This window comes from Pseudomonas sp. NPDC089530, assembly GCF_050280705.1.
GTDB lineage: Bacteria > Pseudomonadota > Gammaproteobacteria > Pseudomonadales > Pseudomonadaceae > Aquipseudomonas.
Map to the genome: position 1 here is coordinate 158,826 of NZ_JBNNVU010000002.1, position 12,419 is coordinate 171,244.

Genomic DNA, 12,419 nt, shown 5'->3' on the forward strand with positions numbered 1-12,419 from the left:
GGAACGGGTTCAGTGCTTGCTGGCGCCGGAGGCGCCGATGCCGGTCATCGAGCGGATGAACTGCGCGAAGTAGCGCCCACGCTCCACCTCGGCCCGCGCCGAGGTATCGGTCACCGAGAACAGCCAGGCACTGAAGAACGCCAGGCTCATGGAGAACAGCGCCGGGTTGGAGTAGGGGAATAGCGCCCGTTCGTGATGCAGCACGCTGACCCAGACCGCCGGGCTCAGCACCAGCAGCACGATCGCCGACACCAGCCCGGCCAGGCTGCCGGTCACGGCGCCGCGGGTGGTCAGGCCTCTCCAGAACATCGAAAGGAACAGCACCGGGAAATTCACCGAGGCGGCGATGGCCAGCACCAGCCCGGACAGGAATGCGATGTTCTGCGACTCGAACAACAGACCGAGGACAATCGCCAGCACGCCGATGCACAGGGTGGCGACTCGCGACACACGCATTTCTTCCTTCTCGCTGACCTGGCCCTTGCGCAGCACGCAGGCATACAGGTCGTGGGACACCGCCGAGGCGCCGGACAGCGCCAGGCCGGCGACCACCGCGAGGATGGTGGCGAAGGCCACCGCCGAGATGAAGCCGAGGAACAGGTTGCCGCCCACCGCCTGGGCCAGGTGCACGGCGATCATGTTGCCGCCGCCGATGATCGCGCCGTTGGCATCGCGGAACGCTGGATCGGTGCCGACCATGACGATCGCGCCGAAGCCGACCACGATCAGCAGCAGATAGAAATAACCGATGAACCCGGTGGCGTAGAACACGCTTTTGCGTGCTTCCTTGGCGTCGCTGACGGTAAAGAAGCGCATCAGGATGTGGGGCAGGCCGGCGGTGCCGAACATCATGCCCAGGCCCAGGGAAATGGCGTCGATGGGGTTCGACAGCAGCCCGCCCGGGGCCATGATCGCGCTGCCCTTGGCATGCACGGCGCTGGCCCCGGCGAACATTGCCTCGGTGCTGAAGCCGAAATGCCTGAGCACCATGAACGCCATGAAACTGGTGCCGAACAGCAGCATCACCGCCTTGATGATCTGCACCCAGGTGGTGGCGAGCATGCCGCCGAAGGTCACGTAGAACACCATCAGCACGCCGACCAGCATCACCGCGTAGAGGTAGCTGATGCCGAACAGCAACTCGATCAGCTTGCCGGCGCCGACCATCTGCGCCACCAGGTACATCAGGGCCACGGCCAGGGTGCCGAAGGCCGAGGTCAGGCGCACCGGGGTCTGTTCCAGGCGGTAGGAGACCACATCGGCGAAGGTGTACTTGCCCAGGTTGCGCAGGCGTTCGGCGATCAGGAACAGGATGATCGGCCAGCCGGCGAGCACGCCCAGGGCGTACAGCAGGCCGTCGTAGCCGTTGAGGAACATCATCGCCGAGATGCCCAGGAAGGATGCGGCGGAGATCATGTCACCGGCGATCGCCAGGCCGTTCTGGAAACCGCTCATGCCGCCGCCTGCGGTATAGAAGTCGCTGGCCGAGCGGGTGCGCAGGGCAGCCCAGCGGGTGACGCCTAGGGTGAACAGGACAAACACCAGGAACATGCCGATGGCGTTCCAGTTCAAGGGGCGCGCGCTGCCTTCGGCAGCCAGCGCCAGGTCGGTGGCGAACACGCACGGCAGGGCGAACAACCTCAGCAAGCGCTTCATTGGGCGCACTCCTGCTTGAGTTTTTCGTTCAGCGGATCGATCACGTTATTGGCGCGATAGACATAAAAGCCGGTGAGGGCGAAGGCCAGCAGCACGATCGCCACGCCCACCAGCATGCCGACCGTGGTCGTCCCACCACTCAGCGAGCGCCCCAGGGTGCTGGGGGAAAACGCCACCAGCAGCACGAAGCCGTAATAGATCACCAGCATGGCCAGGGTCAGGGACCAGTAGAGGTTCTGTTTGCGGCGTACCAGCTGGATGAAGTCGGGGTGCTGGCGGATCTGTTCGATGTCTTGTGGGGTCATGGGAGCGCTCTCTTGATGTTGTTTTTGTTTTGCTTGAAACGCGGTGAATTTCCTTTTGCTTATGTAGCTCCGGAGGACCTTCCTGCGGCCTCAAGAGCACGTCCGCTTCACGGCCGATCGCAGCCTGCGGTAGCGGCTACCGATCAGAGCTGGTCGAAGTCCAGCACCACCTTGTCGCTGACCGGGAACGACTGGCACGACAGAACGTAGCCGGCGGCCACTTCGTAGTCCTCGAGGGCGTGGTTGCTGTCCATCTCCACTTCACCTTCGATCACCTTGCACTTGCAGGTGGAGCACACCCCGGCGCGGCACGAATAGGGCAGTTCGGCGCCCTGGGCATTGCCGGCATCGAGGATGTTCTGGCTGTTGCGCGGCAGGTCGAAGACCAGGGCGCGACCGTCGCTGATCACGGTGATCTGGCTGACCGCCGCGTCGAGCTGTCGGGCCGCCTCGCGTGCCTCGCGCTTGTGCTGGCTGCCGGCGGCGGCGAACAGCTCGAAGTGAATGCGTTCGGCGGCCATGCCGCGCTCTTTCAGGCTGTCGCGCACGGTTTCGGTCATCTCCTGCGGGCCACAGATGAAGGCGGCGTCCAGGGCCCTGACGTCGAGCCAGCGGGAGAACAGCCGGGCGCATTTGTCGGCATCGATCCGGCCGTTGTAGAGGTCGACGTCCTGCTGTTCGCGGCTGAACACGAAGATCAGGTTCAGGCGGCGCAGGTAGCGGTTCTTCAAGTCTTCCAGCTGTTCGCGAAATAGCGCCGAGGAGCTGGAACGGTTGCCGTACAGCAGGGTGACGCGGCTGTGGGGCTCGGTTTCCAGGGTACTCTTGATGATCGACAGGATCGGCGTGATGCCGCTACCGGCCGCCACCGCCAGGTACTGGCCGTGGCGCGCGGGATCGAGTTCGACATGGAAGTGCCCGGCGGGAGGCATCACGTCCAGGCAATGTCCGGGCTTGAGCCGGTCATTGGCGAATGCCGAAAAAAGCCCGCCGGCCACGCGCTTGACGGCGATGCGCAGCTCGCCGTCGTTGACCCCGGCGCAGATCGAATAGGAGCGGCGCACCTCCTGGCCATCCAGCTGCGTGCGCATCACCAGGTGCTGGCCCTGGGTGAAATGAAAGCTGTCCTGCAGGTGTTGCGGAATCTCGAAGGCGATGGACACCGCGTCGCGGGTTTCGCTGCGCACATCCTTGATGGTCAGGTTGTGGAATTTGCTCATTGTTGTTCTCCCACTGACACGGCGTCAGATGCACTTGAAATAGTCGAACGGCTCCAGGCAGTCCCGGCAGCGATACAGCGCCTTGCAGGCGGTCGAGCCGAACTCGCTGAGCTGTTCGGTGTGGGCGCTGCCGCATTGCGGGCAGCAGATAGCGGCCCTTTCGCCGAGCAGGCTGCGCTTGCTGCTACTGCCCAGCGGCGGGGCGATTCCGTAGGCCCGCAGCCGTTCGCGACCGCTGGCGGTGATCCAGTCGGTGCTCCAGGCCGGGGTCAGCCGGCGTTGCAGCCGGGGCGCGGAAAATCCGGCGAGTTCCAGGGCGGCGCGGATATCGCCCTCGATCACCTCGGTGGCCGGGCAGCCGGAATAGGTCGGGGTGACCACCACCTGCAGGTGGCCGTCGTGCCAGTCGAGGTCGCGGACGATGCCCAGGTCCACCACGCTGACCACTGGCACCTCCGGGTCCATGACCGCGCCCAGGGCGTTCCAGGCGGCTTCCAGGTCGCCCGGCTGCTGGGCGCGGGCGCCGCGGTCGCTGGAAATCAGCTCACCAGGTCGCATCGGGGTACGCTCGTGGCAGCGCCTGCATTTCCGCCAGCAGAATGCCCAGGTGCTCGCTGTGCAGGCCGCGGCGCGCGTCCAGGTAGAAATGGCTGGGTGCCGGTGGCAGGGGCAGGGTGGCGCTGGCGAAGATCCGCGTCACCCTGGCCTGCCAGGCGCTGGCGACCTGCGCGGGATCGGCGATGAGGCCGGCGCCGTGCAGGCGGTTTTCGCTGTCGTCGCCGCTGATCAGCTCTACGGTGAAGCGCCAGAGCAGGGGAATCGCTTCCAGCATGCGCTGGTGGCTGTGCTCGGTGCCGTCGCCCAGGCGTTCGACCCATTCGCTGGAGCGGCGCAGGTGATAGGTGACTTCCTTCACCGCCTTGGCGGCGATCCCGGCAAGGCGCTCGTCGCTGGACCGGGCCAGGCCCTGGAGCACTTCCAGGTGCCAGGCGTCGTAGAGAAACTGCTTGAGCAGGGTCACGGCGAAATCGCCATTGGGCTGTTCCACCAGCAGCAGGTTGCGATAGGCCCGCTCGTCACGGCGGAACGCCAGGTGGTCGGCATCGCGGCCGTCGTCCAGCAGCTCGGCGGCGTAGTCCAGCCAGTTGCGGGCCTGGCCCACCAGGTCGAGGCCGACGTTCATCAGCGCCAGTTCTTCTTCCAGGGCCGGCGCGCGGCCGCACCACTGGCACAGGCGCTGGCCCTGGATCAGGGCGCTGTCGCCCAGGCGCAGCAGGTATTGGATCAATTCGCTTCGAGTGTTCATGGTCGACCTCACATGTGCCCGACTTCGGTCGGCAGCTCGTAGAAGCTGGCGTGGCGATAGACCTTGTCGTCCGCAGGGTCGAACAGCGGGTCCTTTTCATCCGGGGACGAAGCGACGATCAGCGCCGAGGGCACCACCCACAGGCTCACGCCTTCGCTGCGGCGGGTGTAGAGCTCGCGGGCGTTCTCGATGGCCATGGCGCTGTCGGCGGCGTGCACGCTGCCGACGTGCTTGTGGTTGAGCCCGTGCTTGCTGCGCACGAAGACTTCGAAGAGGGTCCATTCAGACATAAGGGTGACTCCACATCAGGGGGCTGTAGCCATGTAGCCGTGGTCGCGGGGGGCGGCCAGGGTTCACGCGGCGTTTTTATTGGCTTTCTTGCGGGCGTGGGCGACCGCGGCTTCGCGTACCCAGGCGCCGTCCTCGATGGCCTTGCGCCGGGTGGCGACGCGTTCCTGGTTGCACGGGCCGTTGCCCTTGAGCACTTCGTAGAATTCGTCCCACTGGATTTCGCCGAAGTCGTAGTGACCGCGTTCGGCGTTCCACGCAAGGTGCGGGTCCGGGCAGGTGCAGCCGAGCAGCTCCAGCTGCGGGATGGTCTGGTCGATGAAACGCTGGCGCAGTTCGTCGTTGCTCTGGCGCTTGATCTTCCAGGCCATGGACTGCGCGCTGTTGGGCGAGTGTTCGTCGCTGGGGCCGAACATCATCAGCGCCGGCCACCACAGGCGGTTGATGGCGTCCTGGACCATGTCCTTCTGCGCCTGGTTGCCCTCGCGCATCATGGTCAGGAGGATTTCGTAGCCCTGGCGCTGGTGGAAGCTCTCTTCCTTGCAGATACGCACCATGGCCCTGGAGTAGGGACCGTAGGAGGTGCGTTGCAGCACCACCTGGTTGACGATCGCCGCGCCGTCCACTAGCCAGCCCACCGCGCCCACGTCGGCCCAGTTCAATGTCGGGTAGTTGAAGATGCTCGAGTACTTGGCGCGGCCGCTGTGCAGCTTGGCGATTTCCTCGTCGCGGTCGGCACCCAGGGTTTCCATCGCGCTGTACAGGTACAGGCCGTGGCCTGCTTCGTCCTGGATCTTGGCCATCAACTGCAGTTTGCGCTTGAGGGTCGGGGCGCGGGTCACCCAGTTGCCTTCCGGCAGCATGCCGACGATTTCCGAATGGGCGTGCTGGGAAATCTGCCGGATCAGGGTTTGCCGATAGGCATCCGGCATCCAGTTCTTGGCTTCGATCTTGATTTCCGAATCGATTTTTTCCTGGAAAGTGCGTTCCTGTTCGGACATCTCCGAACGGGGCTTGATGCTTTTGACTCCGGTCTCTACCAGCTGTGCGTACATGGTGCGTCTCCTGCCGTGAAGGATTGCCTGGGCATGGAGAAATTTATATGTGATACAAGAAAAAATATCAAACACAAAATATCGTGTTGTATTTGTTTTTGTATCGCTTTGCCCGGCAAGAACTTTCCCGCGGGCAAAAAAAGCCCCGCCGAAGCGGGGCTTTGAGCGCGAAAGGCTCATCTCTGCCGGTTGTCCACCACGTGGCTGGCCTTGCCCTCGGAGCGCTTGATGGAAAAGGCCGGGCGCAAAACGATACGCGAGCTGATGCCGATGTAGGTCTTGATGTGCCGGCTTAGTTTGCCGCAGATGGCTTTCTGCTGTTCATCGCCCAGTTGCTGATGTTCGTGCTTGAGCTCCACATGTACCTCGACGCTGTCGAGGTTGCCGTTGCGGTACAGGTGGATTTCGTAGCATTCGCAGAGTTGCGGGACCTTGAGCACCTGCTCCTCGATCTGCGTCGGGAACACGTTGACCCCGCGAATGATCAGCATGTCATCGCTGCGCCCGGTGATCTTGTCGATACGCCGCATGGGGCGCGCCGTACCGGGTAGCAGGCGGGTCAGGTCGCGAGTGCGGTAGCGGATCATCGGCAGGGCTTCCTTGCTCAGCGAGGTGAACACCAGTTCGCCCATCTGGCCGTCCGGCAACACCTCGCCGGTCACCGGGTCGATGATCTCTGGGTAGAAGTGGTCCTCCCAGATGGTCGGCCCGTCCTTGGTCTCGGCGCATTCCATGGCCACGCCCGGGCCCATGATTTCCGAAAGTCCGTAGATATCCAGCGCAGTGATGCCCAGTCTCTGTTCGATGGCGCTGCGCAGCTCGGCGGTCCAGGGTTCGGCGCCGAAGATTCCCAGGCGCAGGGCGAGCTTTTGCGGATCGATGCCCTGGCGCTCGATCTCGTCGGCGATGTTGAGCATGTAGGAGGGCGTGACCATGATGATGTCCGGCTGGAAATCCCTGATCAGTTGCACCTGTTTTTCGGTCTGGCCGCCGGACATGGGAATCACCGTGCAGCCCAGCCGCTCGGCGCCGTAGTGCGCCCCCAGGCCGCCGGTGAACAGGCCGTAGCCATAGGACACATGGACCTTGTCGCCACGCCGGCCGCCGGCGGCGCGGATCGAGCGCGCGACCACTTTGGCCCAGATGTCGATGTCGTTCTGGGTGTAGCCGACCACCGTCGGTTTGCCGGTGGTGCCGCTGGAGGCATGCAAGCGCACCACGTCCTGGAGCGGCACGGCGAACATGCCATAGGGGTAGTTGTCGCGCAGGTCGGACTTGCTGGTGAACGGGAACTTCGCCAGATCTTCCAGGTTGCGCACGTCGTCCGGGTGCACGCCCAGCTCGTCGAAGCGCCGGCGGTACAGCGGCACGTTGCGATAGGCATGGTTCAGGCTCCAGCGCAGGCGCTCCAGCTGATGCTGGCGCAACTGGTCGACGCTGGCGGTCTCCAGCGGGTCCAGCTGGGGATCAGGCACGGCTTTGGCAATTGGCATATTCATGGCGTCACTCGAATTATTGTTGTGTTGCGACCCGCCGGCGGACGGGTCTTGAGTGCCTGCGCCAAGGATACCCGTCAGGGCTCCGGGCGCGGGTGTATCTGGTCTTAAAGTCGTTCGATGATCAGGGCGATGCCCTGGCCCACGCCGATGCACATGGTGCACAAGGCGTAGCGACCCCGGCGCTGCTCCAGCTCGTGCAGCGCCGTGGTCACCAGGCGCGCGCCGCTCATGCCCAGGGGATGGCCCAGGGCGATTGCGCCGCCGTTGGGGTTGACCCGCCCGTCGTCGTCCGCCAGGCCCAGTTCGCGCAGCACTGCCAGGCCCTGGGCGGCGAATGCCTCGTTGAGTTCGATCACGTCCATGTCCGCCAGGCTCAGCCGGGCCAGTTCCAGCACCTTGCGCGTGGCCGGCACCGGGCCGGTGCCCATGATCCGGGGCTCGACCCCGGCGGTGGCCATGGCGACCACCCGACCACGTGCCTTGAGGCCGTAGCGTTGCGCGGTCACGGCGTCGGCCAGCAACAGGGCGCAGGCACCGTCGTTGACCCCCGAGGCGTTGCCTGCGGTGACGCTGCCGGCCTGGCGGAACGGCGTGCCAAGCTTCTGCAACTGTTCAAGGGTGGTGTCACCCCTCGGGTGTTCGTCGTGTTCGACCAGGGTCGGCGGGCCTTTGCGCTGGGGAATGGGGACCGCGACGATTTCCCTGGCCAGGCGTCCGCTGGCTTGTGCCGCGGCGGCCCGCTGCTGGCTGCGCAGGGCAAAGGCGTCCTGGTCGGCGCGGGAAATGCCGAACTGCGCGGCGACGTTTTCCGCGGTTTCCGGCATCGAGTCGATGCCGAAGCCTTGCTCCATCAGCGGGTTGACGAAGCGCCAGCCGATGGTGGTGTCGAACAGCTCGGCCTGGCGGGAAAACGCGGTCTGCGCCTTGCCCATCACCAGCGGCGCGCGGGACATCGATTCGACGCCGCCGGCCAGTACCAGCCCGACCTCGCCACAGCGCAGGGCACGGGCGGCGGTGCCGATGGCGTCCAGGCCCGAGCCGCACAAGCGGTTGAGGGTGGTGCCGGGGACCTCCACCGGCAACCCGGCCAGCAGCGCCGACATGCGCGCCACGTTGCGGTTGTCTTCGCCGGCCTGGTTGGCGCAGCCGTAGATCACTTCGTCGACACGGCTCCAGTCGACCCCGGGGTTGCGCTGCATCAGGGCGCGCAACGGCACCGCGCCCAGGTCGTCGGCGCGTACGCTGCTCAGGGCGCCGCCGTAACGGCCAATCGGGGTACGGACCGCATCGATGATCAGGGCATCATTCATTGGGATTCTCCTGCGCCAGCACCGGGCCGCGCACTTTGTAGGATTTGCCGTGGAACAGGGCGATCAGCACGCCATGCTGGTTCTCGATCCGCACGTCGTAGTTGCCGGTCCGGCCGCTGCGGCTTTGCTCGATGCAATCGGCGGTCAGGGTGTCGCCCAGGCGGGCCGGGGCGATGTAGTCGATGCTGCAGCCGATGGCCACCGTGGCTTCGTCGTAGGTATTGCAGGCCAAGGCGAAGGCCGAGTCCGCCAGGGTGAACAGGAAGCCGCCGTGGCAGGTGCCATGGCCTTGCAGCATGTCTTCGCGCACGCTCATGCCGAGCCGGGTGGCGCCGGGCGCCACCGACAGCAGGCGCATGCCCAGCGCCTGGCTGGCGTTGTCGCGCTTGAACAGGCTCTGGGCGCAAGCGCTGGCCAGGCTCATGGCAGGGTGATCAATCATGCAAAGTCCTCCCTTCGGCGACCCGGCGGCGCAACAGCAGGGACGGTCGGTAGCGTTCCTCGCCGTAGGCGGCCTGCAGGTTTTGCAGGACCTCGAGTACCTTCGGCAGGCCTATGCGGTCGGCCCACGCCAGGGGGCCTTCGGGGTAATTGACGCCGGCGCGCATCGCCAGGTCGATGTCCATCGCCGAGGCCACGCCTTGCAGCAAGGCATCGGCGGCCTCATTGGCGAGCATCGCCACGGTGCGCATGACCAGCAGCCCCGGGCTGTCGCTGAGTTGGCTGACCTTGAACCCGGCGCGCCGCAACAGCGCCACCGCCTGATCGCGGGCCAGTGGGCTGGTGGTGGCGCAGCAACTGATGGCCAGGCGGCCGGCGCTGGCATAGTCATGGGCCAGGTCAAGCAGGATCAGGTTGTTCACGCCTTGGTCGCGGGCGCGCTGGCTGGCCAGGCGTCCGTCGCTGACGGCCAGCACCGCGTCGCCGACCCGCAACAGGCCATGGCCGTCGCGCTCGACCAGGCGCACACCGGACTCGCGCAAGCGTTGCAGCAAGCCCTGGGCTAGCCCCAGGTCACCCTCGACCACGCAGTGCTCGATGCTAAGGTCGCTGTGCAGTTCGACAGGTGTGGGGCGTTCGGCACCCTCGGCATAGGCATAGAAACCCTGGCCAGTCTTGCGTCCGAAATACCCGGCATCCACCAGTTCCTGCTGAATCAGCGACGGCTGAAAGCGCATGTCGCCGTAGTAGGCCTCGAATACCGAGCGGGTCACTGCGTAGTTGACGTCATGCCCGATCAGGTCTGTCAGCTCGAAGGCGCCCATGGCGAAACCACCGGCCTCGCGCAGCAGGGCGTCGAGCGTGGCGCAGTCGCCTGCGCCCTCCTGCAGCAGGCGCAGGCTTTCGGCGTAGAACGGCCGGGCCACGCGATTGACGATAAAACCCGGTGTGGAGCGGGCGTGCACCGGCTTCTTGCCCCAGTGGGCGGCGGTGTCGTACAGGCATTGCGCCAGTTGTCGGTCGCTGGCCAGCCCCGAGACGACCTCGACCAGCGGCATGACCGGTGCCGGGTTGAAGAAGTGCAGGCCCAGCAGGCGCTCGGGGTGCTTCAGGCCAGCGGCGATGCGGGTGATCGACAGCGAAGAGGTGTTGCTGGCGAGGATGCAGCTGTCGCGGCACAGGTTTTCCAGCTGGCGAAACAGCTCACGCTTGGCCTCGAGGTTCTCGGCGATGGCTTCGATAATCAGCTCGCTGTCGGCCAGTTGCTCGATGGCTTCGGCCGCCTGCAGCCGGGCCATGGCCGCCGTGTGAGCCTGGGCATCGAGCTTGCCGTTGGTCACGCGCTTGGCGAGTTGCCGGTCAATGCTGGCTATGGCTTGCGCCGCGGCGCCCGGGCGATTGTCCAGTAGCCATACCGGGTGGCCGGCCTGGGCCGCGACCTGGGCAATGCCGGCGCCCATCGCGCCGGCGCCGATCACCGCGACAGGGGCCTGGGGTGTCAGTGCGCTCATGCTCAGCGTCCTTTGAAGGTCGGTGTGCGTTTGTCCATGAAGGCGCTCACGCCTTCGCGGTAGTCCTCGCTGCGTCCGGCCAGGCGTTGCAGGTCTTTTTCCAGTTCCAGCTGTTCGTCGAAGCTGTTGTTCAGGCTGGCGTTGAGGCTGCGCTTGATCAGCGCCAGGCCGTAGGTCGGCTGGGTGGCCAGGTGGCGCGCGAGCTTGAGGGCCTCCTCACGCAACTCGGCATCTTCGACGCAGCGATAGATCAGGCCCCATTGCTCGGCCTGTTCGGCCGTCAGGCGATTGCCCAGCAGGGCCAGGGCCTTGGCCCGCGCCATGCCGACCAGTCGTGGCAAGGTCCAGGTTCCGCCAGAGTCGGGGATCAGGCCGATCTTGCAGAACGCCTGGATAAAGCTCGCCGAGCGGGCGGCCAGCACCAGGTCGCAGGCCAGGGGAATGTTGGCCCCGGCCCCGGCAGCCACACCGTTCACCGCGCAGATCACCGGCAACGGCAGGTCGCGCAACTGGCGGATCAGCGGGTTGTAGAAGCGTTCGATGGATTCGCCCAGGTCCGGCGCTGCTGCGCCGGGGGCCACGTTGCGATCGCTCAGGTCCTGGCCGGCGCAGAAGCCACGGCCTTCGCCGGTCAGCAACAGCACCCGGGCCCCGGGATTGGCGCGCACTTGCTTGAGTGCTTCGCGGACCTCGCCGTGCATCTGCGCATTGAAGCTGTTGAGCTGCTCGGGGCGGTTCAGGCTGAGGAGGGCGACGCCTGCCTCGACGGAAAACAGGATGTGTTCGAAGTTCATGGTTCTGGCGCTCTCTGACAGGTCGTGTGAGTCGTTGGCCGCTAAGGCGGCCTTAGTGGCCGGTGAAGCTGGGTCGGCGTTTTTCCTGGAAGGCGCGGATGCCTTCCTCGCGGTCGCGGGTGCCGGCCAGCACCGTGAAGGCGTGGCGCTCGAAGCGCAGGCCGCTGGCGAGGTCGGTGTCCAGTGCCTTGAGCAGCGCCTCCTTGGCCAGGCGCAAGGCCAGCGGCGCTTTGGCGGCGATCAGCCGTGCCAGCTGCAGGGCGCGCTCGACCGTGAGTTCCGGTTGGGTGACTTCGCTGACCAGGCCGGCGCGCAAGGCATGGCGGGCATCGATCGACTCGCCGCCGAGGACCATCTGCATCGCCAGGGACTTGCCGACCGCTCGCAGCAGGCGCTGGGTGCCGCCGGCGCCGGGCATGATCCCGAGGTTGATTTCCGGCTGGCCGAAGCGTGCGTCCTCGCCGGCGATGAGGATGTCGGCGTGCATGGCCAGCTCGCAGCCGCCACCGAGGGCGAAGCCGTTGACGGCGGCTATCAGTGGTTTGCTGAAGCTGGTGATCTGTTGCCAGGAAGCCTGGCGCGGGTCGTCGAGGATGCCGGTGAGGTTGCGTTCGGCCATTTCATTGATGTCGGCGCCGGCAGCGAATGCCTTGCGGCTGCCGGTCAGCACCACGACCTGGACATCGCTGTCGGCCTGGGCGGCGCCCAAGGCGGCGGCCAGTTCGCCGAGCAATTCGGTGGTCAGGGCATTCAGGGCGGCGGGGCGTTGCAGGGTAATCAGTCGAACGCCGCCATCGAGGCTTTCGACGGCAAGGGTTTGAGGCATGGCGGATGTCCTCACGGTGCACGCTCGGCGCAGGGCCGGCTCATTATTGGATCGGCTGGGGAGCCGGTTTTCGCCGAGTATATCGCTAACGCGATACGCAAATGCAACGTAAAAATATAATTAGTGTGTCTTTATGTCGAGCCATGGATCTGTCTTGCCAGGACTGAGAGGGGTGCTCAAAGCGTGACTTTCCAGGTTTGTTGAGATT

Annotated in this window: 13 protein-coding genes; all 13 read right to left on the minus strand. The window is 65.5% G+C overall.

Annotated features, from left to right (window positions below):
* Positions 1-9: 9 nt before the first annotated feature.
* The 13 genes from ACQKQA_RS01735 to paaF all read right to left on the minus strand — a co-directional run bounded on the left by ACQKQA_RS01735 (position 10) and on the right by paaF (position 12,211).
* Complete coding sequence (locus ACQKQA_RS01735; protein ID WP_427552833.1) at positions 10-1,656, minus strand: cation acetate symporter; 1,647 nt, start codon at positions 1,654-1,656, stop codon at positions 10-12.
* On the minus strand, positions 1,653-1,961 hold the full coding sequence (locus ACQKQA_RS01740) for a DUF485 domain-containing protein (RefSeq protein WP_427552836.1): 309 nt from the start codon (positions 1,959-1,961) through the stop codon (positions 1,653-1,655). Before ACQKQA_RS01740 ends, ACQKQA_RS01735 begins: the two co-directional genes overlap by 4 nt.
* A 143-nt stretch (positions 1,962-2,104) precedes the next feature.
* On the minus strand, positions 2,105-3,181 hold the full coding sequence (paaE, locus tag ACQKQA_RS01745; protein WP_427552839.1) for a 1,2-phenylacetyl-CoA epoxidase subunit PaaE: 1,077 nt from the start codon (positions 3,179-3,181) through the stop codon (positions 2,105-2,107).
* Positions 3,182-3,205: 24 nt separating this feature from the next.
* Positions 3,206-3,739, minus strand: a complete 534-nt coding sequence (gene paaD / locus ACQKQA_RS01750; RefSeq protein WP_427552842.1) for a 1,2-phenylacetyl-CoA epoxidase subunit PaaD — start codon at positions 3,737-3,739, stop codon at positions 3,206-3,208.
* Positions 3,726-4,487: a 1,2-phenylacetyl-CoA epoxidase subunit PaaC gene (paaC, locus tag ACQKQA_RS01755; protein ID WP_427552845.1), complete on the minus strand. Its 762-nt coding sequence runs from the start codon at positions 4,485-4,487 to the stop codon at positions 3,726-3,728. Before paaC ends, paaD begins: the two co-directional genes overlap by 14 nt.
* Positions 4,488-4,495: 8 nt before the next feature.
* Positions 4,496-4,777, minus strand: coding sequence for a 1,2-phenylacetyl-CoA epoxidase subunit PaaB (paaB, locus tag ACQKQA_RS01760; protein WP_427552849.1), 282 nt, complete (start codon positions 4,775-4,777; stop codon positions 4,496-4,498).
* A gap of 63 nt (positions 4,778-4,840) precedes the next feature.
* On the minus strand, positions 4,841-5,830 hold the full coding sequence (paaA, locus tag ACQKQA_RS01765; protein ID WP_427552852.1) for a 1,2-phenylacetyl-CoA epoxidase subunit PaaA: 990 nt from the start codon (positions 5,828-5,830) through the stop codon (positions 4,841-4,843).
* A gap of 176 nt (positions 5,831-6,006) precedes the next feature.
* Entirely contained in the window at positions 6,007-7,329 is a 1,323-nt protein-coding gene (gene paaK / locus ACQKQA_RS01770) for a phenylacetate--CoA ligase PaaK (protein ID WP_427552855.1), read from the minus strand.
* 104 nt (positions 7,330-7,433) lie between these two features.
* A complete protein-coding gene (gene pcaF / locus ACQKQA_RS01775) occupies positions 7,434-8,639 on the minus strand; it encodes a 3-oxoadipyl-CoA thiolase (RefSeq protein WP_427552858.1) in 1,206 nt (401 codons plus the stop codon).
* Positions 8,632-9,081: a hydroxyphenylacetyl-CoA thioesterase PaaI gene (gene paaI, locus ACQKQA_RS01780; protein WP_427552861.1), complete on the minus strand. Its 450-nt coding sequence runs from the start codon at positions 9,079-9,081 to the stop codon at positions 8,632-8,634. Before paaI ends, pcaF begins: the two co-directional genes overlap by 8 nt.
* On the minus strand, positions 9,074-10,591 hold the full coding sequence (gene paaH, locus ACQKQA_RS01785) for a 3-hydroxyacyl-CoA dehydrogenase PaaH (protein ID WP_427552864.1): 1,518 nt from the start codon (positions 10,589-10,591) through the stop codon (positions 9,074-9,076). The genes paaI and paaH overlap by 8 nt, the downstream gene beginning before the upstream one ends.
* Positions 10,592-10,593: 2 nt before the next feature.
* Complete coding sequence (gene paaG, locus ACQKQA_RS01790; RefSeq protein ID WP_427552866.1) at positions 10,594-11,385, minus strand: 2-(1,2-epoxy-1,2-dihydrophenyl)acetyl-CoA isomerase PaaG; 792 nt, start codon at positions 11,383-11,385, stop codon at positions 10,594-10,596.
* A gap of 52 nt (positions 11,386-11,437) precedes the next feature.
* Positions 11,438-12,211, minus strand: a complete 774-nt coding sequence (gene paaF, locus ACQKQA_RS01795) for a 2,3-dehydroadipyl-CoA hydratase PaaF (protein ID WP_427552868.1) — start codon at positions 12,209-12,211, stop codon at positions 11,438-11,440.
* Between the last annotated feature and the right edge of the window lie 208 nt (positions 12,212-12,419).

What these genes read in the sequence shown, in the direction of transcription:
- ACQKQA_RS01735 (WP_427552833.1), bottom strand. Translation starts at nt 1,656, where the DNA reads ATGAAGCGCTTGCTGAGGTTGTTCGCCCTGCCGTGCGTGTTCGCCACC.
- ACQKQA_RS01740 (WP_427552836.1), bottom strand. Translation starts at nt 1,961, where the DNA reads ATGACCCCACAAGACATCGAACAGATCCGCCAGCACCCCGACTTCATC.
- paaE (WP_427552839.1), bottom strand. Translation starts at nt 3,181, where the DNA reads ATGAGCAAATTCCACAACCTGACCATCAAGGATGTGCGCAGCGAAACC.
- paaD (WP_427552842.1), bottom strand. Translation starts at nt 3,739, where the DNA reads ATGCGACCTGGTGAGCTGATTTCCAGCGACCGCGGCGCCCGCGCCCAG.
- paaC (WP_427552845.1), bottom strand. Translation starts at nt 4,487, where the DNA reads ATGAACACTCGAAGCGAATTGATCCAATACCTGCTGCGCCTGGGCGAC.
- paaB (WP_427552849.1), bottom strand. Translation starts at nt 4,777, where the DNA reads ATGTCTGAATGGACCCTCTTCGAAGTCTTCGTGCGCAGCAAGCACGGG.
- paaA (WP_427552852.1), bottom strand. Translation starts at nt 5,830, where the DNA reads ATGTACGCACAGCTGGTAGAGACCGGAGTCAAAAGCATCAAGCCCCGT.
- paaK (WP_427552855.1), bottom strand. Translation starts at nt 7,329, where the DNA reads ATGAATATGCCAATTGCCAAAGCCGTGCCTGATCCCCAGCTGGACCCG.
- pcaF (WP_427552858.1), bottom strand. Translation starts at nt 8,639, where the DNA reads ATGAATGATGCCCTGATCATCGATGCGGTCCGTACCCCGATTGGCCGT.
- paaI (WP_427552861.1), bottom strand. Translation starts at nt 9,081, where the DNA reads ATGATTGATCACCCTGCCATGAGCCTGGCCAGCGCTTGCGCCCAGAGC.
- paaH (WP_427552864.1), bottom strand. Translation starts at nt 10,591, where the DNA reads ATGAGCGCACTGACACCCCAGGCCCCTGTCGCGGTGATCGGCGCCGGC.
- paaG (WP_427552866.1), bottom strand. Translation starts at nt 11,385, where the DNA reads ATGAACTTCGAACACATCCTGTTTTCCGTCGAGGCAGGCGTCGCCCTC.
- paaF (WP_427552868.1), bottom strand. Translation starts at nt 12,211, where the DNA reads ATGCCTCAAACCCTTGCCGTCGAAAGCCTCGATGGCGGCGTTCGACTG.